Source organism: Bacteroidia bacterium, from assembly GCA_019695265.1.
GTDB lineage: Bacteria > Bacteroidota > Bacteroidia > JAIBAJ01 > JAIBAJ01 > JAIBAJ01.
Map to the genome: position 1 here is coordinate 12,197 of JAIBAJ010000014.1, position 24,050 is coordinate 36,246.

Consider the following 24,050-nt stretch of genomic DNA (forward strand, 5'->3'; position numbering starts at 1 on the left):
ACTTACCCAAAAACCTGCCTAAGAACCTCTTCAATTCGTTTACAAGAAACAACTTGAATTCGAGAAGTCGATGGCAGTTGAAATTTATTATACTGTGATATAAAAATTTTCTCGAAACCTAAACGCTCAGCCTCAGCTACACGTTGTTCGATTCTATTTACCGGCCTGATTTCACCACTTAAGCCTAATTCTGCGGCAAAACAATACTTTCCGGGAATGGCAACATCTTCAGAAGACGAAATTACCGAACAAACTACGGCCAAATCGATTGCAGGATCATCAACCCTTAATCCTCCGGCAATACTCAAAAAGACATCCTTTTGCCCCAATCGAAATCCACATCGTTTTTCCAGGACTGCCAATAACATATTTAACCTTCTTAGGTCAAAGCCAGTCCCACTTCGTTGTGGTGTGCCATAAACTGCAGAACTAGCCAAGGCTTGTACCTCAATCAGCATAGGACGAATACCTTCCAGCATGGCAGAGACAGCTATTCCACTTAAACTTTCGTCACGTTGAGATAAAAAAACTTCAGAAGGATTACTTACTTCACGTAAACCATTGCCTTTCATTTCATAAATGGCCAATTCAGCAGTAGATCCAAACCTGTTTTTTGAAGCCCGAACTAACCTAAACACAAAATTTCTATCTCCTTCAAACAACAATACGGTATCTACCATATGTTCCAAAACCTTTGGTCCTGCAATATTTCCATCCTTGGTAATATGTCCAATTAGAAAAACGGGAATATTACTTTGCTTAGCAAACTTCAAAAACTCAGTTGCACATTCCTTAATTTGAGAAACACTTCCAGGAGAAGATTCTACATCAGGACTCCATACTGTTTGAATAGAATCAATGATAATAATTGAAGGTTGAATCTGCTGTGCGGAATGTAAAATATTTCTACAATTAGTCTCTGTTAAAATATAACATTGATTTTCACCACTCTCAATTCTCTCTGCTCGCATTTTCACCTGCAAATCACTCTCCTCCCCGGTAACGTAAAGCGTTTTGAGCTTTTTCGCTTTCAAGGCTAATTGCAGCAACAACGTACTTTTCCCAATTCCGGGTTCTCCACTTAATAGAACCAAAGAACCGGGAACAAGTCCACCACCCAACACCCTGCTTAATTCTTCATCTGGAAGAGGAATGCGATTCTCCTCTTTTGTAACTATATCGTTAATTAACTTTGGTTGACTACTATTGGGATCAATAGCCTTTTGCCAAGTACCACCCACAGAAGGCTTTTCTAAAACCTCTTCAACAAATGTATTCCACTGAGAACAAGAAGGGCACTTACCTACCCATTTAGGCGACTGTTGCCCACAATGTTGGCAAAACCATACGGTCTTCGTTTTAGACAAGGCAGCAATTATAGACGAAGAAACTCCCTTTGAATCCCACCGGATTTCTGACTAAAAATAACCAGTCTTTGATTATTTAACTTAACTATAGTCCAAGTAGTATTGTAGGCCTCATAAGCTTTATCATTCGTTTGCTCAATTGGTATTCCATCCTTGGTCATCTCAGAAAGAATTAACCTGGTTTCAACAAACAAATCCGCAACTTTATATGCACAGGTAAAACGTTTTATATCCCCATTGGGAGACATGGTAACAGTTCCTCCGGAAAATTCCCAAACTTCCCAACCATTTTGAGGTTCACCATCATCCCCTATCATAGTTGCATTGGAGATAGGTACCATTGCCCAGGATCCCTCCAAATTATTCATTACTGACTTTTTACAGGAAACAGAAACCATAGAGAAAACACCCAATAACAAAATCAATGAAAGTAAAGTCCTTCTTTTCATAACCATGAATTAGATTGCTAAATTACGATTTATTTTATAATCAACCATGGAAGATTCCAAATTCGAACATTCGGCATCTTTATTCCTATTGCTTTTCAAGTTCATTACCTTTGATGAATGTTACGTCGATTTAGCTTCCAATTAATCACCTTGGTGGTATTACTATTCTTGTGTACAACCATAACCACTTGGATTTGGGTAAATAAACAATGGACTATTACTACACTCTTTTTAATTTGTGGAATTGGCCTAATTTGCTACCAGATGATCAACCTGGTGAACTCAACAAACCTAGAACTAAGAAAATTCCTTACTGGTTTTCAAACCAATGATTATTCACAACGGTATTTATCCGAATTCAAAGAAGAAAGTTTCAAAGAATTGTCAAATGCATTTGAATCAGTTTCTAAAGATTTCAGTAAACTTCAAGCTGCACAAGAAAGCAGAAAAATCTTCCTTCAATCTGTTTTGAATCAAGTAGGCATCGGATTTATTTGTTTTGACATGGAAGGAAATCTTGAATTTATTAATCCAGCCTTTCTGAATTTATTTCATATTCCACATTTGTCACATCTAAATGGATTAAGAAAAATTAGAACCGAACTTCCCGAGCTATTTCTTCAACTCAAAAGCGGGCAAACGGAAGCCCTTACCATTCAAACCAGGCATGCATTCCTGAAGTTATCTGCCACTGCCTCGGATTTAATTTCTGAAGGAAAATCACTTAAAATAGTTTCCTTAAAAGATGTTTATCAAGAAATTGACCATTCAGAAGCAGATGCCTGGCAAAAACTAATCAGAGTTCTTACGCATGAAATTATGAATTCGATTACACCTGTTTCCTCACTTGCTGGAGCTTTAAAAGAAAGTATGGAAAACCCGAATATTCCATTAGAGGATTCAGAAATAATAGAAGGACTTGATTCAATTAAAAGACGAAGTGAAGGACTTTTGAAATTTGTTGATTCCTATCGAAAACTAACCAAAATCCCACCACCACAGCACGAAAAAATAATTGTTGCTGATTTATTAGACCAGGTTATCTACCTTTTTTCTAAAGAAATAGCTGAAAAACAAATAACACTGCTTCGAAAATACAGAGAAGGAGAAGTAATTTTTGCAGACTATGCCCAGTTGGAGCAAGTCTTAATCAATTTAATAAAAAATGCCATCGAGTCGATTGAAAACACCAACCATCCTATCTTAACTATTTCTTGCCAAACAACTCAAGGGTCCGAAATAAAAATTGAAATTGGAGATAACGGACCGGGTGTCCCACCTGAACTTTTAGATAAAATATTCGTGCCATTTTTTACTACCAAACCCCAAGGTTCTGGAATAGGATTAAGCCTTTCAAGAGAAATTATGCGCCAACACAAAGGAAAATTACTTGTTAAAAGTCATCCCGGAGATACGGTATTCGGACTAATTTTCCAACCAATATGACCTGGAGTATTACCTTTGATTTTCCAAATAAAATGAACAAACTTTTTACCTTACTAGTAGTTACTCTTTTTGCATTGTCAAGCTGCAAAAGAGACGATTCAAATAATAACCAAAACAAGCCTGATCCAAATGAACCAACTACTGATAGTATTTTTGGATTTGGAATATTAAATAAAGTCAAAGGTATTTGGAATGGGCCGGTAACATCCAGCACAGCACTTGGCGGATATCCAGAATGGATTGTTGATTTCAGACCAATTTCAGCTACTCAAATCTCTGCTAAAAATGAACTTGATACCTTAAACGATATTCACATGTCGTTTTTTGTGGCTTTTTACAACAATGAATACAAAATGTGTTTTAGAAACGGAGGTTCCTTCAATGGAATGACCAGGGTTTCTTATTTCTTGGCTGACAGCGTTTCTGAAACAGGATTACAATCCTACTATCGCTTTTCAGAAATTATTAAAGGGAAACTACGCGCATTTACTGAAGTTATCCGAAAACAAGACAGTTTGATTATTCTTTCCTATACCAACAAATCGAATTCCCTATCTCAACCGGTGATGCACATGGCATGGAGGGCCAAATTACAGGATACCACTTCGGCACAAGAAGCCTCTACTCATTTTAATTTCCCTCAACATGCAGTAGGAAAAAACTTAAGTCAAAGCTTCCAAGGCCTAAATGAATCTATTTACTATAACACAACAGATGAACCTTATAATGAAGAAAGCCAACCTTATTTAGGAAAATCAACAGTGTCATATTCTTTTAGCCCGAATTTAACCCCAATTGCATCCAAAAAAGTTTTTATACTATTAACTACACAACCTTTAATTTCAGGATTCAGTCTGAATTATGGAAACTTAAAATTTAGGTCTCGATATGTAATCCTGAACTCCAACAATCATTCCTACGCCTTCAATTATATGCATCCTGGAACTTACTATGCCTATGGCTTATATGACACTGATGGTAGCATGGGCTTCTCCAGTGGAGATTGGGTAAGTACCACCAACACTCCTATTTCCTTAACAGACAAAGGAGTTTCTACTGCTACTTTGCAAATTAATTTTGCAATTCCTTAAGATTTATCAAAACGGAAAACATTCTGAACACCTCTCACTTTCCTTAAGTTATTGATTAAAGTAGTAAGGTGATTTGTGTCCTGTACATAAACTTGAATAGACCCTTCAAAAACCCCATCATTACTGTCGAAACTAATACTTCTCATATTAACCAAATGGTCGCTTGATATAACCTTGGTAATGTTATTTACTATTCCAACATCATCAAACCCAGTGACTTTTAATCCGGCCAAAAATGATAATGCCTCTTTGCTCGTCCATTTAGCTTTTACAACCCTATATGCGTAGTTGCTCATCATTTGTACCGCATTGGGGCAATTTACCCTATGAATTTTTATCCCTTCATTTATCGTAATGAAACCAAAAACATCGTCACCAGGAATTGGGTTACAACAATTGGCAAGTTTGTAATCTAATGTTTGTTGATCTTCTCCTATAACCAAGGTATCTGATTTCCCCCGAACTGTGGTAACAATGTTTTCTAAATTCTGTTTGGATTGACCCTCGGAAGATGTTTTGGAAGGCAAAAGCCTTTCCCTCAACATAGTATACCAATTCTTTTTCTCCGAATTTTTTAAAAATTCAACGACTTGCCTGATATCAAATGCATTGGTTGCAATTTTATAATAAAACTCCAATGCATTATCAAACTTAAAATACGTAATTGTTTTATTTACCGCATTGCCATCCCACGTAACTTTTAGAGCTTTCAACTTCCTTTCAACTATTTCTCGGCCTTGCTCACTTACTAATCGTTTTTCTTCTTTCAAGGCCATTTTAATTCGGCTCTTGGCTTTACCTGTAACCACAAAATTTAGCCAATCTTCTTTGGGCTTTTGTTTCCCACTTGTCAGCACTTCAACCTGGTCGCCACTTTTAAGCTTATGGCTCAGAGGAACTAATTTGTTATTAACCTTTGCACCAATACATCTTGAACCTACATCAGAATGGATGTCAAAGGCGAAATCCAGTGAAGTTGAACCGGAAGGCAATGTTTTGAGCTCTCCTTTCGGGGTAAAAACAAAAATCTCCTCAGTAAATAGATTCAACTTAAAATCATCCACAAAATCTAAGGCATTGGTTTCTTGATTTTCCAACATTTCTCTGATTTTGGTTAACCAATCATCAATGTGATTTTCTGCGCTATTCTGGTCTTTATATTTCCAGTGAGCTGCTACACCCTTTTCTGCAATTTCATCCATGCGCTTGGTTCGAATTTGAACCTCCACCCATTGGCCGGTATTGGACATTACTGTTGTATGCAGCGATTCATATCCATTGGCCCTAGGTGTTGAAATCCAATCCCTTAAACGCTCCGGACTTGGTTTATAAAAATCCGTAACAACCGAATATACTCGCCAGCAATCGGCCTTTTCTTTTTCAAAAGGAGTATCTACTATAATTCGGATGGCAAACAAATCAAATACCTCTTCAAAAGGAATCGCCTGCTTTTTCATCTTTTTATAGATGGAAAAAATTGATTTGGTGCGTCCTTTTATGTCAAAATGAAAACCTTGTTCGGTTAATGAATGAATAATAGGAAAACTAAATTTATTAATAAACCTATTTCGCTCCTTTTGCGATTCTTTTAATTTTTCAACGATATCCTTATATAGCTCAGGCTCGGTGTAACTTAAACTTAAGTCTTCCAATTCCGTTTTTATGGAATACAACCCTAACCGATGGGCAAGTGGAGCATATAAGTAAAGGGTTTCAGAAGCAATTTTCAACTGAGACTTAGGACTCATTGCTCCCAGTGTTCTCATATTGTGAAGCCGATCTGCAATTTTTATAAGAATAACTCTTACATCCTCGGCCATGGTTAAAAGTATCTTTCTGAAATTCTCCGCCTGGATACTTACATTAGACTGATCTATAACTCCTGAAATCTTGGTTAAGCCATCAATAATTTGTGCCACTTTAGGACCAAATAGCCGTCCCATATCCTCCAATGTCATTTCCGTATCCTCTACCACATCATGTAACAATGCACATACAATCGCTGTGGTTCCTAACCCAATTTCTTCTGCGACAATTTGAGCAACGGCAATTGGATGAAATATATATGGCTCGCCTGATTTTCTTCTAACATCCTTATGAGCCTCCAGGGCAACGTCAAACGCCTTCCTGATCAAGGCCTTATCTTCTTTCGTATGGGATCTTTTAGCTGATTTAACAAGCAATTTATATCGCTTGAGGATTTCCCTCTTCTCAGCTTCAATATCAATAACAGGTTCGGTTAATTTGGGGCTATTAGTCTCTGACATTCCTCACAAAATTAGACAGAAATCAAATAGATTGTGGACTCCATTTATTTTCCAACAAATGCCAAGTTTCTTTTATGCCTGCCTGAATAAGGAATTCAGATGCTAAATCGTATGAACCTACTATCTCATTTGGATGATGCCCATCTGAATTCAAAACCACCGGAATTCCTAATCGTTTAATCTCTTTTAATATCCATAAACTAGGATATGGTTCCAGGGTCTTCTTCTTATAAATCCCTCTGGTATTTACCTCTACCATCACATCCTGCCGACTAACTAAATCCAATGTATCCATTACCAAACTTCGATACCAAGAATCATCTTCCTGAAAATATGGATAAACAGAGTTGTGCATTTTTATCTTATCCATATGCCCTAAAATGATTGGCTTATCTTCCAATATCATTCGTTTGGTAAGCGTGTAATAAGCTTCAACTGCCAACTTGATATTATTCCCAAATAACTTGGCCAATCCTCGCTTAAAAACTTCATGAGAGCCATCAATTTCCCAAGGAACATTGGGTTCTTCAAAATTCACAAAATGAATTGACCCAACTGTATAGTCCAAATTCAACTCCTTAATCCACTCTCTTGAAACACCCATTTCATCCGGTATATAATCTACCTCCATTCCGCAATACAACTGAATCTGCCCCTCGTACTTTTGCTTTAATTCTGCTATTTCCTTACAATACTCCTTTCTTTTTTCCATATTCATGCACCATTTTACTATCGGATATGGAATTGGTGCATGAGATGAAAATCCATAGGCAGACAATCCCAGCTCTAGAGCCTTTAATACGTAGACTTCGGGAGCATCCGTCCCATCACAATAATGCGTATGACTGTGGTAATTGCTTAATATCATGGAAAACAAAGGTCGTGCATTTTTTCCTTATCCTGTTTACTCATAGTTCATAATTGCAAAAAACTCCATTCTGTTCGTTTCTCTAAACCTTTACATTTGCATCCCCACATTTTAAATATATTCAATTCAATGGCATTAATTAAATCCATTTCAGGCATCCGTGGAACTATAGGCGGAAAACCAGACCAAGGACTTACACCATTAGATGTTGTTAAATTCACCTCTGCATTTGGCACCTGGATTAAAAACAGATCAAACTCCCCCAACGTAAAAATTGTTGTTGGACGAGATGCTAGAATCTCTGGTTCCATGGTGGAAGGTTTGGTAAATTCAACCTTAATTGGCTTAGGAATTGATGTACTTAATTTAGGCCTTTCAACCACCCCAACCGTGGAAGTTGCTGTTCCTCAAGAAAAGGCTCAGGGTGGGATAATTTTAACTGCAAGTCATAACCCCAAACAATGGAATGCACTGAAATTGCTCAATGAAAAAGGAGAATTTATTTCTGAAGAAGATGGAAAAGATGTGTTAAACATTGCCACCCAAGAAGATTTTAACTATGCCGACGTCAACAACCTTGGTCAACTAAGTTCTGACAATTCCTACATCCAAAAACACATTGATAAAATTTTAGCTTTACCCTTGGTGGATGTAGAAGCTATCCGCGCAAAAAACTTCAAAGTGGTTATCGATTGTGTAAATTCAACCGGTGGACTTGCCTTACCTCCATTATTGAAAGCATTAGGAGTAAACCAAGTAACAGAATTGTTTACTGAACCCAATGGTTTATTTCCACATAACCCGGAACCATTGCCTGAAAATCTTACAGAAATTTCCCAAATGGTTACCAAAGAGAATGCCCATTTAGGAATCGTTGTTGACCCGGATGTGGATCGCCTTGCCTTGGTTTGCGAAAATGGAGAAATGTTTGGAGAAGAATACACCCTTGTTGCAGTTGCAGATTACGTTTTAAATAACCAGGTAGGAAACACGGTTTCTAACTTATCTTCTACCAGAGCGCTTAGAGATGTTACTGAAAAAGCAGGAGGAAAGTACCAAGCGTCTGCCGTTGGAGAGGTAAATGTGGTTAATTTAATGAAGGAAACAAATGCCATTATTGGTGGTGAAGGTAATGGTGGAATTATTTACCCGGAATTGCATTATGGAAGAGATGCCATGGTTGGAATAGCTCTTTTTCTTTCCCATTTAGCAAAATCTGGCAAATCAACCTCCGGTCTTCGCAATTCCTACCCGGACTACTTTATTTCCAAAAACAAAATTGAACTAACTCCGGATATCGATGTTGATAAAGTTTTGGCTGCCATACAAAACAAATACAAAGAACAGCCTCATAGCACAATCGATGGTGTTAAAATAGAATTCGACAAGGAATGGGTACACTTGAGAAAATCAAATACCGAACCAATTATTAGAATCTATTCCGAAAGCCAAAATGAAACCACCGCTCGAAATTTGGCCGAAAAAATCATTAACGATATTAAAGAAGTAATTAATAGCTAATTTTATTAGCCTAGTTTCGGTTTAATGAGGAAATAGTTTATTTTCGTTGCGATCAATATCCAATGAAAAAAATCCTACTTTCTCTTCCTATTCTTTTCTCCGCATTTTTGGTAAACGCCCAAAATTTGGTCGTTAACCCCAGTTTTGAATTAACCTCCAGCAATTGCTCTAACCTAGGTGGTGAAGGGTTTGGAACCGACTTGCTGGATTGGGATAATGCCAATTCCAATGCACCGGGCGACTCCTGTTCCTCTCCTGATCTATTTGCCCCCTGCAATACCCTGCCTTTTATTGGTGGACCTGCCCCAACCAATATGCCTTTCTCTGTACTCGGCTACCAATACTCCAGAACAGGAAACCATCATGCAGGAATTATTACATACGCACCGGGTTTAGCTACAGGTTGCACCGCCGTAGGAAACGACGATTACCGGGAATATATTCAAGGCCATACTTCCACCTCCTTAACAGCCGGACAAACCTATTGCGTATCCATGTATGTGAGCTTGGGTAACAGCGTTATTTGGGCTACCAACAACATTGGAATTCGCTTCTTCAACAATGCTTATTACCGAGATGCATGTGTGGCCGGTTCTGCTTTAAACTTTACTCCTCATTTAAACTACGATTGTGAACCTATCACAGATACCGCTTCTTGGGTACGTCTGCAATGGAATTATACTGCAACCGGAGGTGAACGCTATTTTATCATTGGCAACTTTTTCAGCAATGGAAACACACAAGTGGGTTGCAACAATAGCAGTGCAACTACCAATCCTTACGCCTACTATTACATTGACGATGTGAGTATTGTCCCTACGCCTTGTTGTGCAGCCGATATCGTTGCTGTTGAACCAATGTGCGCAACCGACAACCCCATCACTCTTACGGCAATTCCCGCTACAGGAGCTGATTGTAACCCAACTGTTACCGGAACATGGTCCGGACCCGGTATCACTGACCCTAGCGCAGGAATCTTTTCCCCTGGAGTTGCCGGACAAGGAATTCACACCATAACCTATACCTTAAGTTGCGGCGCCACCGAAACTACCACCATCACTGTTAGTAATTGTTTAACCCTTTCTGTTTGCCGCGAAACCAATGGAAACCTAACTGTTTCAGGAGGTGTAGCACCATACCAATGGCAAGCAGATTCAACATATACCGATTGCAGCAATTGCCTGCTTGGACAATGTTTCCCGGGATTTTGTGATGGAGTACAAGTAACCGTTTGGAATACCTACCTCACCGGTACTACTGCGCCAACACCCGCCTCCTTCCCTATCCGCATTAATGATAATCTTGGAAATACAGTTACCTTACTCTCTTCCATAGGGCTGCCAAACTGCTCCGCATGTAACCTTTCTATTGTTCCTCAAGTAAATTCGGCAAGCTGTGGACAAACAAACGGACAAGCAAGTATTACCGTAGCAGGAGGATCAGGGAACTACACCTATCATTGGAGCAATGGTAGTACAACAGCCACCATTTCCAATGTTGCCGCCGGGGCCTATTTCATAACAGTTAACGACGACCAAGGCTGTTTCCTTAATGACACTGTAATTGTTTCTCAAAATTCTAGCATCAATTCTATTATTACAGGTAACAGTGTGGTTTGCGGAAACCCTAACTCCGGAAGTATCAACCTTACTGTTACGGGTGGAACCCCTCCTTATTCATTTAGTTGGTCTAATGGCGCAACAACCGAAGATTTAAACAATGTTGGCGGAGGCAATTATCTCGTTACCATTACTGACAATACCGGTTGTATTAATACCAATTCCTACACCGTACAATCTCCTAACGCATTTTCCTTATCTACTACCATTGAAAACGAATCCTGCGACGAATTAAACGATGGCTCCATCGACCTTCAAATTACCGGCGGATCGGCCCCTTTTACATACAGTTGGAACAACGGTGCCACTACCCAAGATTTAACCAACTTAAGTCCGGGAAACTATACTGTTTTAGTTACAGATAACTCAGGCTGTACAAATACCGAAACCTACACCGTTAATGCAGCACCGTATGTTCCAATTACTGTTACTCAAGTTGGAAATCTTCTAACAGCTTCCAGTGCATCTAATTATCAATGGTATCTCAATGGAACTGCTATTCCGGGAGCCAATAGTCAAACATATTCTATAACCGAAAATGGCGTTTATTACGTCGAAACAATTATTGGAGGTTGTAAACACCGCTCTGCCAACCTGGAATTAACCTACAGCAGTATTCAAGATCTGGATGCAATTCGCGCCTTTGTAGTTTATCCCAATCCGGCTAACCAAACTATTCAAATTGGTGTAAAACTTAAAAACAGCAGCGATTTTAGCCTGGAACTTAAAAATGTGCTTGGACAATCGCTCTGGATCTTGAACCAAAACAATCAAAACCTTTTTGAAACAGAAGTAGACATTCAAACTATTCCCAATGGAGTTTATTTCCTCGAACTAAAAGGTTTGAATTTCCAAAAAAGCATTCAGGTGGTAGCCATCCACTAAGAAAACTTTCTTGCATTGCAGGGCCGGTGATTTCATCGGCTCTTTTTGTTTCTTGAAAGTTTTATTTATTCTTTGGCGGGCCCCTTTCCGCCCTGCCAAAATTTTACAGTAAATCATCCATCCTGCATGGGCGTTCAGGTCACGCTTTCGGCTGTAGTCCTCGGCCCACTTGGCTAGCGCCGCGTGGTCCTGTGGGCTACTTGCCTCTATCGTTGCCCGAACCGAACCCCAATAGTCCGCATTCTTTACCAATAAAATGTTAAACCCAAACTAAGCAATAGAAGGATTCCAATTCCGACCTACTCGATTTTATTGGATTTACCTCTACCGGAGTATTTCGGAAAGAAGTTGCTATTAATTTGGACAAACAAATTGATTTACAAACCCTTAACTCGTTTAAGCTTTTCTAATGCGTATCTGGGTTAAAATCCAAAACATGCTATTGGTTTTATGAACTAGCAGGTACTATTGGAATAAACAGCTTTTGCATCGGATCCTGCCACAGCAATTTTCAATAAAGTTCTGGACTAATTCTCCAATTGCAATAGAACCATTTGATTGAGTAAGGTTACCCTGAAATAGCAATTAATCAACCCTATTCAGCCTTTAACATAAACTTGGCACAAACCCTTATGGAATTTGAATCTATCCGGTCGAAGAAAAACAGATTGGGCTTGCACCCCGGGCAACGATTGAGTAAAGTAGCCCACAGTAACCCTGCGCCCGCCCCTTTTGGGGCGCAGGGTTACGAGGACTACTTACGAAAGCGTGACCTGAACGCCATGCATCAAACCTGATTTTGCAATCTGTTCGTTGGCGTGAAGGGGCCCGCCAAATAATAATTAAAAAAAAACGAGCCGATCTTTCAACCGACTCGTCTATCCCAAAAATACAGCGCTTATTTCCTCACGATACGTTTTATTTGCGAAACCGCATTTTGATCTTTCACCTGAACCACATAGGTTCCTTTTTCCAGATCTCCGATTTTAGCAAGGTAAATACAGCCGTCTGCGCCAGGTCTGATCGAATGGAACTGCTTCACTAACCGACCTTCAAGGGAATAAATTCGAACCGAAGCCTCGGAAACCGTTCCCGACATTTGAATGCGGATTTGATCTTCGAATGGATTCGGATACACATTAGCAATTTGTAGCGATTGATCTTTTATAGATGTTTGAAAATCAACCAATACACTATCAGACTGCGTTTGAACTGAAATAGGCAGACGCTGATGATCAACCAAAACAACATCAGACAATGTAAATGGTACAAATTGAGAAACTGTTTCCTCGGTTTTACCACTAAGGTTTTCTACGGTAATGCAATACACCTCTCCAATATCACCGAAATTGGAAACAGGTTGTTGATTGATTCGAGTACAAGCAACGTAAATTTTACCATTGTTATAATCAACCTTACGAATAGAAATTTGCTCTGATTGGTTTGCACCCATAAAAGTTGAATTGAAACGAAAACCTAGCGAAGAAGGCACAATTTGTTCCGGAATGTAATTGATCGTGAAACCGATAGAATATAAGTTTTGAGCAAGGTTGGCAGCATCGCCTAAACGCACCGGCAATGACAAGGCTTGTCCACCCTGAATAATACTAGTGTAAGGATTAACCACACGCATCAGTAAATCTGCATTCAGGTTGTTTTCCCATTCGGTTTTACCTTCCACCAAACCATAATTTTGAATAATTGCCAAGGTATCCTGGCTATCAATGGTACCATCTCCATTGGAATCGCTATGCTTCATGTCGACCCAAGGAAAATTGGCTGCAGGGGCTGAGAAACCGGCAAACTGAGCCGACCAATCGATAGACTGAGTTGGACGAGCAGAGATTGATTGTCCGTAAAAGGACCCAATATTGAATAAATCCATGTTATTCACCACAAAATCTCCATTGTTTTCTCCGGGCCACACGGAGTCGCAAGAGTTGGCATCAATAATCAGGTTGTGTTGGTAATTGTTACTTACACAGCCATTGGCATCATACACTTGAACGGTATAGGACGGAACAACAGATGAAACCACTACAGAAATGGTATCCATAAAAAAGCCATTGCTCCATGAATAAACCATTGGACCTGTGCCACTTGAAACACCTGCATACAGACTTGCGCTGGAACCCGGACATGTAGAACTTTGAAGAACGGTATCGATATGAGGAACAGGAAACTGAGTAACAAAAACCGAATCGGCACCTTGGCAACCATTTTGGTCGGTCACAAACAGGTAATAAATACCCGGCTGACTAACATTAATACTTTGGGTAGTTTCACCTGTACTCCAGGAATACGTTTGATAATTTCCGCTTCCTGTGAGGGAATATAAGTTACCAACGCAAAAGCTACCGGTTGTTCCGCCGGGAATAGCATCTGAAAAGTCGGTTGGATACAATACAACAGTATCGGTTACAGCACATTCGCCGTTAGAACCAACAACCACATAAACCTGAGAATACATCCCGCTAATAGTTGGATCCATTAGAGTTGGATTATCGAGACCGATGGGAGGATTCCAGGCGTAGGTAAGGTTTGGATACGGGGTAAGAGGAGAAATTTGATAAAAGGAGAAAGGACAATAAGCAATGGAATCGGGGTAATCAAGAGCCGGGGGAACTACTCCATCCAGAATTAGAATGGTATCATAACCTAAACAGCCATACGAATCAGTAACAATTAAACTATAGGAACCGGAAGTATTAATTTGGATATTGGAAATAGAGGCATTGGTACTCCACAAATAGGTTGAAAAAGGCGAATTAGTATAAAGGTTGATAGAGGTATTTCCGCAGAGATAGGCTTGAGAACCCTGTGCAATAATATTTGCGAAGTTGGTTGTTTGGAAATATATTGTATCATAGACTGAACAACCACCGTTGTTGGCACTAACGATATAGGACTGATTTCCACCTGAAGGAGTAATAACAGGATTATAAATTCCAATATCAGAAATATCGGCAGAAGGGAACCAGGCATAAGTAAGAGTATTATCAAAGCCTGAAGGGGTAATTTGCACCTGGTCACCAACACAATAGTTGTAGATGGTTTGATAATTAAGCGGTGCTGGAGTTGGTCCTGCAGTAACAACAATTGAATCCCAGCCTGAGCAGCCGTTGGATGCCACTCCTGTTAGGTAATAGGTTCCGGGATAATAAACCGAATAGGTGTAGGAAGTAGCGTATGGAGAGTTCCAGTAATAATTGGGAACCGGATCACCACCGGGTTCAAAAACGATGGCTTCACCGTCGCAAATAACTGAATCCTGGGTTTGAGATACAATGGTAATTTGTGGCGAAGGCAAAATGGAAACTGCGATCAGGGTATCTAAGGTATCATTCAGTTCATTGGTAATTTGAATAGCCACCTGGTAAGTTCCAATAGCCTGATAGGTATGAAAGGCCGAATCGATTAGTTCGGTAGTATTGTTGGTAACCGAATTCAAATCACCAAAATCATAGTGATATTGAAAATTGGAACCATTACCGGCAACGATGATATTAAAATTTGCGGAAACACCCAAACAAGGTGAAGGACTAAAATACAAATAGGCAAAACTTAGGGAACCCGGATTAGGATTTGCTGCTACGTTTAAACTAAGGAGGGATAAGATGAATCCCAACGCTACCAATAACTTTTTCATGTGTGTAGAATTTTGACGCTACAAAAGTGCAGGGATTGTATTAGGCAGTAAAATACAATTTATTATTTTTGTAACTCAAAAAATTTAACCATATTACTATCATTTTAATTATATAAACTTATTAATCAACAATTTACAAATACAAAAACTATACTATTGTAACTTGAAAAAACTAAATCACCTTTTAAACTTACTTTCCCCTTCAGAATTTGAACTCTTTCAAGTTTGGTTATCTTCCCCATGGTTCAACAGCGACGCTAAATTGGGAATTTTGGCTCAACATAGTTACGCTCAGGAAAAAGAACTTTCAAACCAGGAATTGTTTCAAAAACTCTATCCCGGAAAAACATACAACTCTCAGGTCTTGCGAAACAAGGAGAGCTTTCTAATTCGAAAAGCTGAACGTTTTGTAGCCTGGAATCAATTGGAGAAGGAGCCCGGCCACCAATCCCAACTATTAGGCAAAATGTTAGTTGACCGATCCGACATAAAATCCTTTCGTAAAAACTTAAATCAAAAAGCACAACAAACATGGCATAGGATTTCCAGCTTACAAAACTTAGATTTCGACCAAAAAATAGCGGAACTGGATTACCGGCTTGAACAAAAAACAAAAAGACAGGATGCTGAAAAAGGTTTGAACAAACTCATTCTGGAAATGGATGCTTATTGGATTACCAACCGACTTAAATTTTCGTGCGAGATGCTAAACCGGGGACTCACGCTCGGGCAGCAATCCAATATGGGTATGGAGCAGGTATTAAATTTTATGCCTCCAAATGATAATCCAAAATTCTTGCTTGCACATCTGTATCGTTTGGTGTATTTCACCCTTACCTATCCGGAAGAATCCAAACATTATTTTCAATTGAAAGAGCTCGTCAAGGAATTGCTTCACCAAATAGAGGCACAAGAAACAACTGAAATTTTCACCTTTCTTCAAAACTATTGCATTCGTAGAATCAATGCGGGTCAACCTGACTTTTTGCAAGAACTTTTTTCAAATTATAAACTTCTGCTACAATCAAAATTAATTTTAATTGATGGTGTGTTAGGGGAATTTGATTTTAAAAACATCCTTACGGTTTCAATCCGGCTAAATGAAATAAACTGGGCCCATCAATTTATTACAGATTACTCAACCCTTCTCCCTAAACAACACCAGGCCAATGCAATCCAATACAATCTGGCCAGGTTGTTTTATGCAGAAAAAAATTTGAAACAAGCCCTAAAGAGCCTTACTACTGTTGAATACACGGATGTTTACTACCACCTTGATTCCCGAATATTACTAACCAAAATATATTACGATTTGGAAGACATTGAAAGTCTGTTCAGCAGTATACAATCCTTCCGACAATACCTCAGTAGAACCAGGCAAATTTCTTCTACGCAACAAAAGCTATATCTCAACTTTCTTTCAGTAATCAAACGCCTGGGAATGCTGAAGGATGGAAGTAAGGTGGACCTTTTAAAACTGGAAGCATTCCTTAAAGAAAACCCACAAACGGCAGACATATCCTGGCTGAAGGAAAGGATTGCTAATTTCAAGAAGAACGCCCTACTTTAAAGTAATTACCTATTAGCCGCATGAGAAAAATACAAATTCCATTATTCTAATTATTACTATTTTACAAAGTCCAAGTTTTTGCAAGGGACAAAAAAGTACGATTTAGCGTTTCTGAACCGGATGCCAAAATCTGGGTAGAAGGCAAAATGCAAGGAACCGGACAAGTTGAGGTAACTGTTCCGGCCTATGCTTGTGTTACCATTATTGTTGAGAAAACCGGTTTCTTAAAGGGTTCTATCGAATTTTGCAACAAACCGGGTTTTACTGAACCTCCCAAAATTTACCAATACAAAATGGAAAAAGATGATGCCTACGAATCATCTGAAGCAACCGATGTAGCCAATGTTGATATCGAGTTAAAGGTTAGAAAATCAGAAGATGAAGCTTGGCGATTACTTACTCAAATTATTACATCCTATGTTGATGCCATTGAAATTACCGACAAACAAACAGGCAATTTAAGAACTTCTTGAGTGGTAAAAACGTTTAAGCAGGCAACTATTCGCACCCGACTCATTGTGAAATTAGGAAATTCTTCTCTATTAAGCTATAAAGTGAAATTGGTGGGTGAAATTGCCGAAGCACCTAATGCAAGTGTGAAAAACAATGAACAACTCAAGGAATGGGATAGGGTTTTAAGAAAGTATAAACCCAAAATAGTCAATAGAAATTTTAAACTACATTTCAAGACAAGTGTTAGTAAGGCTTTCAAGTAATTTTTACCGAGAGAACATTATGTAATATCAATTTATATATTAGTTTTCTTATGTAAAATTGTTATAACATAATGTAACCTCGGCACTAACTAACACTAGCTCGGGGTTAACCCAAATCTACCCACATCCCATCGCGCTTGTCATTTGTTCACTTCGTTTCAAATGACAATTTTGGGTTTAAAAATTCTAATGCTTATTAGCTGATTTCACCTGAGCATTTCCAACACCTCTCCTACACTCCCCACAGGCAACATACATGCCCTATTTTCGCATACAAAAATCAAGTTACTTTCCAAACCTGTCCTTCCTTCCATTAGTTCCAAACCGGATGCTGCTCCGGCAACCACTACTAAAACCGACGGCAAATAATGCCTTACCAATTGCCCCCAATTTTCCTCCGCATTCGGCCCGGCTATGACAATCTCTTTGTAACCATAAGTCATCCATTGCATCAACTGGCACCAATTTGAAAATGCACTCCCATAATCCGAAATAGCAGGCACTACACTGTTTAACATGGTAGCCGATCTTTCCTCCCACTCCAATCTGCCCGTTAAGCGTGCCAACTGAAATAAGTTGACCGCCAACTCCGAATTGGCACATGGCAAAACATTATCCATATACTCGGTCCTTCTAACGATCAATGCTTCACCTTTAGCCGAAGTAAAATAAAGCAATGGACTTCCCGGATTATCAAAATGTACCAAAGTATATTCCATCAATTCCATGGCTTTCAAAACCTTTGCTTCTTCAAAACTTATTGAATAATAAGCAATCAAAGCCGAAATCATAAATGCATAATCATCTAAAAACCCGTCGATACCCGCCTTGCCATTTTTATAGGTATGAAATAAACCCCCATCCTCCCGCTGGAATTTATGCAACAGAAATTCCAAAACACCTTTTGCCAATTGCTTGTATTCAGGATTCAATGTGGCTTTATAGGCCATACATAAACCCTTAACCCACAAAGCATTCCACGAAAGCAATACCTTGTCATCCAAACCTGGTCTTACCCGCTGCTTTCTTTCCTCCAAAAGCCTGCCCTTCATTTCAAATATCCTATTATTCAGTTCCTTAACCGAAATCCCAAAGGCCACGGCCAAAGCAGCATCATCCTTCATTCGTAAAGGAATATAATTCCCATCTTCCCAATATCCGAATTCATTAATATTGAAATAGGCCTTGAACAAATCAAAACCTCCACCCAATACATTTCGCAATTCTTCTTCCTGCCACACATAAAATTTCCCTTCCTCCCCTTCACTATCGGCATCCAAAGCAGAGAATACTCCTCCCTCCGGATGTGTCATTTCTCTCTTCACCCATTCTATTGTTTCCTCTACAATTTGCTTATATAAAGGGTTTCGTGTTTGGATATAAGCCTCAGCATACAAACCAAGCAATTGCCCATTGTCGTAAAGCATTTTCTCAAAATGGGGAACTTTCCATAAAGCATCTACACTATACCGGGCAAAACCTCCTCCAACCTGATCATAAATGCCTCCATAGGCCATCTTTTTCAAAGTAAGATCAACATGGGATTGAATTGCATCATTCCTAGTCAAAAATGCCTGACGCATCAGAAAAACATAATCACCTGGTAACGGAAATTTAGGCGCCCTGTTTGGCCCTCCTTCCACATTATCAAACCTCGTTTCCCATTTTGCAAGGGTATCTTTCAAAACTCCGGCATAATCTATTGATTGTCCAACGGGAGGCACAATAGCCTTTTGGGCCACTCCTTTGGTAAGCTCTTCGGCATATTCCAGGGTTTTATTCCTGTCTTCCTTCCATATCCGGTTCAGTTGTTCCAATACCCCAATCCAATTTTGCTTAGGAAAATAAGTTCCCCCATAAATTGGCTTCCCATTGGGCAAGGTAAAACAATTCAAAGGCCAGCCACCTCTTCCGGAAATCAATTGAACGGCCTCCATATACACAGCATCTATGTCTGGCCTTTCTTCTCTATCAATCTTTATACAAACAAAATGCCTGTTCATCACCTCCGCAACCTCCTGACTCTCAAAGGATTCATGCTCCATCACATGGCACCAATGACAAGAGGAATAGCCAATACTCACCAACACCAGTTTATCTTCTTCTTTGGCCTTACTAAAAGCTTCTTCCCCCCAAGGAAACCAATCTACCGGGTTTTGGGCATGTTGAAGCAGGTAAGGACTACTTTCTAAGGCAAGTCTGTTGGCCATAAATACGTATTAATTCTTCTAAATTTAATTCCTTTCCCTTTTATAAGGATAAAAATCTACCACTTCGCCCAGTTGGTTCTTACGCTGCATTTCCTTCCAAAACTTCACATAAAACAAATCCTCGTGTTTAGATAGAAACACATCTTTTAATTTGCCTTGTGGAACCATAAAAGCTCGAAGTTCTTCAGGGAAAATATCGTTTTCATTAACGGTATACCAAACATCGGACGACATTTCATCATAATCGTCTCTTGAAACAGGTTTAGGTCTAAAATTACATTCTTCCAGCAAACACAGTTCATCATAATCATAAAACACCACTCGTCCATGCCGGGTAACTCCGAAATTTTTCATCAATAAATCTCCGGGAAACACATTGGCAGCAGCAAGTTCTTTAACTGCATTTCCATAATCAACTATAGCTTTGGCAGAAGTTTCAAAATCATTTTCTTCCACAAACATATTGAGCGGTCGAATTTTTCGCTCGGTAAACAATTGCTTTATAATCAATTGATCTCCTTCCACATAGCAAGTTTCGGAACAAAGGGTCAATAATTCTTCCAACAAGTCAGGTTCAAACCGATTCAGTTCAAAGTGCATGTACTCAAACTCCTGAGGATCGGCCATTCGTCCAACCCTATCATGCATAAAAACCAATCGGTATTGCCTAACAACATGTTCACGAGATATGTTTTTGGGCGGAGCAAATCGATCTTTAATAAGTTTAAAAACATAGTTATATCCCGGCAAGGTAAACACACTCATCACCATCCCTTTTATTCCGGGGGCAAACATGAATCTGTCGTTAGAATGATCCAGGTAAAATTGAAATTCCTTTACCTGCACCGTTTTAGCATGTCTGTTATAACCTATCGAACTAAAAAGCTCACTAACCGGTTTGTTTGGCATTATGCTATGTAAGAAATGCACACATTCCAAGGGATTTTCAGCTCTAACAAAAAAGTAAGACCGGGTAAAACTAAAAATCATACTTACCTCGTCTACATTGGTTATGATGGCGTCCAAAATGGCTCCGCCTTCAGGATGCACCAATGGGATACACAATGGAACGATGGTATTGCCTAAAAAAACCCTTCCCATGATATATAAACCTTTACCTCGGTAAAAGTGTGGCTTTACAATATCAATACGGGTAATTTCAGTAGTTGAATAGGTTGCCATCAAATCCATTTCCAACTTTTCAGCCAAGTAGCATATATCACTTTCTAAATCAGCAAACTTGAACCTAAAACCGAAATCAGCTATAATTTCGGTCAATAATTCGGTTTTATTTTTCCCTTTTGGATAATAAATCCTGAAAATTGGATTGAAAGGATCCTTAGTCAAACTTTCCGAGGCAAAAGGTATAAACTCAATTTCCTCTGTAATCCCTTCTGTAATATATATTTTTCGTAAAACCGAATTGAAAAAAGATTCAACAATAGGACCATCATGACGTTCAGCAATGGCATGTGAAAATTCATTCTTGGCCTCTACCCAAAACTCCTTGGATGCAACATAATCAGGAAAACGATCATTAATTGTGGTTACGCACCTCGAAACATGTTCTTTGTAAAGATCCAATCGGCGGTTATTGGCTTCTTTAATTTCATGCCACCTCCTAAAGGTAAATCGATCACCGGCCAATCCTGTTTCAAAAAAGAATAGCCTGTGAAAACTATCAAAACTTAAAAGAATATGTTCAGCAACGAGTTTGTAACTTTCCATTCCATTAAAATTCAGCGGTTTTTGGAGCCCTTGGGAACGGAATTACGTCACGAATGTTACCCATTCCAGTAACGAAAGTAACCAAACGCTCAAAACCTAAACCGAACCCGGCATGTGGACAAGTTCCGAATTTGCGAATTTCCAAATACCACCACAATTCTTTTTCATCCATTCCAAGTTCGTCAATGCGAGCTTTAAGTTTATCATAATTTTCTTCCCTTTGAGAACCTCCTATAATTTCACCAATTCCCGGAAATAACACATCCATAGCACGAACGGTTTTACCATCCGCATCTTGTTTCATGTAAAAAGCCTTTATTTCTTTGGGATAGTTAGTTAAAATAACCGGCTTTTTAAAATGTTGTTCTACCAAATACCGTTCGTGTTCACTTTGTAAATCTGTGCCCCAATCCACCTTATACTCAAATTTCTTATCACTTGCTTTCAAAATCTCTACAGCCTCGGTGTAGGTCAAACGTTTAAATTGGTTATTCACTACAAATTCCAAACGAGAAAGCAATTCCTTGTCATACATATCGTTCAGGAACTTCAAATCATCGGCACAATTTTGTAAGGCATAGTTTACCAGGTATTGCAGCATTTCCTCTGCTAAATCCATGTTATCTTCCAGTTCATAAAATGCCATTTCAGGTTCAATCATCCAAAATTCAGCCAGGTGGCGTGCCGTATTTGAATTTTCGGCCCTGAAAGTAGGCCCAAAGGTGTATATATGTCCCAAGCCCATGGCTCCAAGTTCCCCTTCCAACTGCCCTGAAACAGTTAAACTTGCCTTTTTCCCAAAAAAATCTTCCTCATAATTTACAGTTCCATCTTCATTCAACGGAGGATTTTTATCATCCAACACCGACACACGGAACATTTGTCCGGCCCCTTCGGCATCACTTCCTGTAATTATAGGTGAATGCCAGTAGAAAAAGCCTTTATCGTTGAAAAACTTATGAATAGCGAAAGCCAACGCATGGCGCACACGGAATACCGCCCCAAAGGTGTTAGTGCGTGGACGCAAATGGGCAATTTCGCGTAAAAACTCCAAACTATGTCCTTTCTTTTGCAACGGATAGGTTTCGGCATCGGCTTCACCAATAATTTCAATTGATTTAGCTTGTATTTCAACACTTTGACCTTGTCCCTGGGAGGCAACCAATTGTCCGACCACACCTATGCAGGCACCCGTTGTTACCAATTTGATGCTTTCCTCCGAAATGGTAGCCAAATCAACAACAACCTGAATATTATTTATGGTGGAGCCATCGTTCAAATGAATAAATGCTACATTTTTATTTCCACGTCGGGTTCGCACCCAGCCTTTTGCAGTAACTTCTTGTCCGGCTTCGGTTTCTTTCAATAATTTTTTAACGCTGCTATGTTTCAGTGCCATTCTTGATTTTGTTAAAAATTGAGGATGCAAAGGAACGCAAAATGTAGGTTGAATAGATGGTGTATCTGCACAGATTTAAGGAAAATTTTCACAATTGGTTTAAGGAATTGAAAGGTTAGTTTTAATAGTTGGCGGGCCCCCTTTCGCCCAACCGGGTGAAGTGCAACCGAATAGGATGATTGCAAGGGCTTCAGGGTCAGGCTATCGCTGCTACTCCTCGGTCCGCTGCTATCGCAACGCGGCCCTGTGGGGTAGCTAGCTCTATCCTTGCCCGAGGTAACTGCAAGGTCAATGTGCAGTACTTTGGGTTTAGGGTCGGGAAGGGATAGAGCCAAGTACCCCACAGTACCGAAAGGCCTTAGCCTGAAGGTACGAGGAGTACAGGCGATAGCCCGGCGACTTGGCCGTTGCAATCAGTATGGTAACACAACTTACTCTAATAAAGGCCAAGGCGGCCCGCATACTATAAAAACACTTCCTACTCCTTTATTTTAGGCATTTACGCCCATTTACCCACCAAGAAAGGAGCCTGCTACAATTGGTTAAAAAAATTGCTAAATGAAGCTAAGAAACCCTTTAGTTCTTATTACTTTTGCACTCAAATTCTAAAAAACAACACTTATGGCTTTCGAATTACCAAAATTACCTTATGCATACGATGCGTTGGAACCACATGTAGATGCCCGCACCATGGAAATCCATCACACCAAACACCATCAAGCTTACACTACCAATCTAAATACCGCGATTCAAGGAACGGAATGGGAAAGCAAGAGCATTGAAGAAATAATGGCCAATGTTTCCAAGCTTTCGCCGGCAGTAAGAAACAATGGAGGCGGTTATTACAACCACAATTTATTTTGGACGGTGATGTCTCCAAACGGAGGAAAACCATCGGCTGAATTGGCTGCGGCAATTGAAAGCGACTTAGGAGGAATGGATAAATTTAAGGAAGACTTTACCAAAGCTGCAACTACTCGTTTTGGGTCAGGCTGGGCTTGGTTGGTTGTTTCGAACGGCAAATTAGTGGTTACTTCTACTGCTAATCAAGACAATACCTTAATGGACATTTCCGAAGTGAAAGGCACCCCTATTTTAGGTTTAGACGTTTGGGAACATGCTTATTACTTGCATTACCAAAACCGTCGTCCGGATTACATTGGAGCGTTTTTCAATATTATCAACTGGGAAGAAGTTTCCAGAAGATTTGCTGCTGCCAATTAATTTTAACCCTTTAAACAACGAAAGGGCGGGAACAAATTCTC

The 24,050-nt window shown here is 39.4% G+C and carries 16 protein-coding genes; 8 read left to right on the plus strand and 8 right to left on the minus strand.

All coding sequences use genetic code 11. The features are described from left to right. Positions 1–2: 2 nt before the first annotated feature. Positions 3–1,367, minus strand: coding sequence for a DNA repair protein RadA (gene radA, locus K1X82_03910; protein MBX7181236.1), 1,365 nt, complete (start codon positions 1,365–1,367; stop codon positions 3–5). A gap of 8 nt (positions 1,368–1,375) precedes the next feature. Further along, entirely contained in the window at positions 1,376–1,816 is a 441-nt protein-coding gene (locus tag K1X82_03915; protein ID MBX7181237.1) for a hypothetical protein, read from the minus strand. A gap of 117 nt (positions 1,817–1,933) precedes the next feature. Between K1X82_03915 and K1X82_03920 the strand changes: the two genes are divergently transcribed. Together K1X82_03920 and K1X82_03925 are read left to right on the plus strand one after the other, a co-directional pair. After that, positions 1,934–3,262: a GHKL domain-containing protein gene (locus K1X82_03920; protein ID MBX7181238.1), complete on the plus strand. Its 1,329-nt coding sequence runs from the start codon at positions 1,934–1,936 to the stop codon at positions 3,260–3,262. A 32-nt stretch (positions 3,263–3,294) separates the two neighbouring features. After that, complete coding sequence (locus K1X82_03925; protein MBX7181239.1) at positions 3,295–4,353, plus strand: hypothetical protein; 1,059 nt, start codon at positions 3,295–3,297, stop codon at positions 4,351–4,353. On the opposite strand, the gene K1X82_03930 is transcribed toward K1X82_03925, so the two are convergent. Next, positions 4,350–6,620, minus strand: a complete 2,271-nt coding sequence (locus tag K1X82_03930; protein MBX7181240.1) for a bifunctional (p)ppGpp synthetase/guanosine-3',5'-bis(diphosphate) 3'-pyrophosphohydrolase — start codon at positions 6,618–6,620, stop codon at positions 4,350–4,352. The two genes, K1X82_03925 and K1X82_03930, sit on opposite strands and share 4 nt — an antisense overlap. Before the next feature lie 22 nt (positions 6,621–6,642). Further along, on the minus strand, positions 6,643–7,488 hold the full coding sequence (hisJ, locus tag K1X82_03935) for a histidinol-phosphatase HisJ (protein MBX7181241.1): 846 nt from the start codon (positions 7,486–7,488) through the stop codon (positions 6,643–6,645). Between the two features lie 129 nt (positions 7,489–7,617). On the opposite strand from hisJ, the gene glmM reads away from it, so the two are divergent. Together glmM and K1X82_03945 are read left to right on the plus strand one after the other, a co-directional pair. Next, positions 7,618–9,009 carry a phosphoglucosamine mutase gene (gene glmM, locus K1X82_03940; protein MBX7181242.1) on the plus strand — a complete coding sequence of 464 codons (1,392 nt, stop codon included), beginning with the start codon at positions 7,618–7,620 and terminating at the stop codon, positions 9,007–9,009. A gap of 62 nt (positions 9,010–9,071) precedes the next feature. Further along, positions 9,072–11,513 (plus strand): T9SS type A sorting domain-containing protein, encoded by a 2,442-nt coding sequence (locus K1X82_03945; GenBank protein MBX7181243.1) that lies wholly within the window; start codon positions 9,072–9,074, stop codon positions 11,511–11,513. Between the two features lie 898 nt (positions 11,514–12,411). Here the strand turns inward: K1X82_03945 and K1X82_03950 are convergent. Beyond that, a complete protein-coding gene (locus tag K1X82_03950; protein ID MBX7181244.1) occupies positions 12,412–15,162 on the minus strand; it encodes a T9SS type A sorting domain-containing protein in 2,751 nt (916 codons plus the stop codon). A gap of 163 nt (positions 15,163–15,325) precedes the next feature. On the opposite strand from K1X82_03950, the gene K1X82_03955 reads away from it, so the two are divergent. From K1X82_03955 to K1X82_03965, 3 genes are all read left to right on the plus strand, one after another. After that, on the plus strand, positions 15,326–16,732 hold the full coding sequence (locus K1X82_03955) for a hypothetical protein (protein ID MBX7181245.1): 1,407 nt from the start codon (positions 15,326–15,328) through the stop codon (positions 16,730–16,732). A 146-nt stretch (positions 16,733–16,878) separates the two neighbouring features. Then, on the plus strand, positions 16,879–17,205 hold the full coding sequence (locus K1X82_03960; GenBank protein ID MBX7181246.1) for a hypothetical protein: 327 nt from the start codon (positions 16,879–16,881) through the stop codon (positions 17,203–17,205). Further along, entirely contained in the window at positions 17,206–17,448 is a 243-nt protein-coding gene (locus K1X82_03965; GenBank protein ID MBX7181247.1) for a hypothetical protein, read from the plus strand. A 206-nt stretch (positions 17,449–17,654) separates the two neighbouring features. On the opposite strand, the gene K1X82_03970 is transcribed toward K1X82_03965, so the two are convergent. The 3 genes from K1X82_03970 to asnS are packed head-to-tail and all read right to left on the minus strand — an operon-like array spanning position 17,655 to position 22,785. Further along, positions 17,655–19,658: a thioredoxin domain-containing protein gene (locus K1X82_03970; GenBank protein MBX7181248.1), complete on the minus strand. Its 2,004-nt coding sequence runs from the start codon at positions 19,656–19,658 to the stop codon at positions 17,655–17,657. A 24-nt stretch (positions 19,659–19,682) separates the two neighbouring features. Beyond that, positions 19,683–21,386: a bifunctional isocitrate dehydrogenase kinase/phosphatase gene (gene aceK, locus K1X82_03975; protein ID MBX7181249.1), complete on the minus strand. Its 1,704-nt coding sequence runs from the start codon at positions 21,384–21,386 to the stop codon at positions 19,683–19,685. A 4-nt stretch (positions 21,387–21,390) separates the two neighbouring features. Next, positions 21,391–22,785, minus strand: a complete 1,395-nt coding sequence (gene asnS / locus K1X82_03980; protein MBX7181250.1) for an asparagine--tRNA ligase — start codon at positions 22,783–22,785, stop codon at positions 21,391–21,393. A gap of 621 nt (positions 22,786–23,406) precedes the next feature. Between asnS and K1X82_03985 the strand changes: the two genes are divergently transcribed. After that, positions 23,407–24,009 carry a superoxide dismutase gene (locus K1X82_03985; protein MBX7181251.1) on the plus strand — a complete coding sequence of 201 codons (603 nt, stop codon included), beginning with the start codon at positions 23,407–23,409 and terminating at the stop codon, positions 24,007–24,009. Positions 24,010–24,050: the final 41 nt, after the last annotated feature.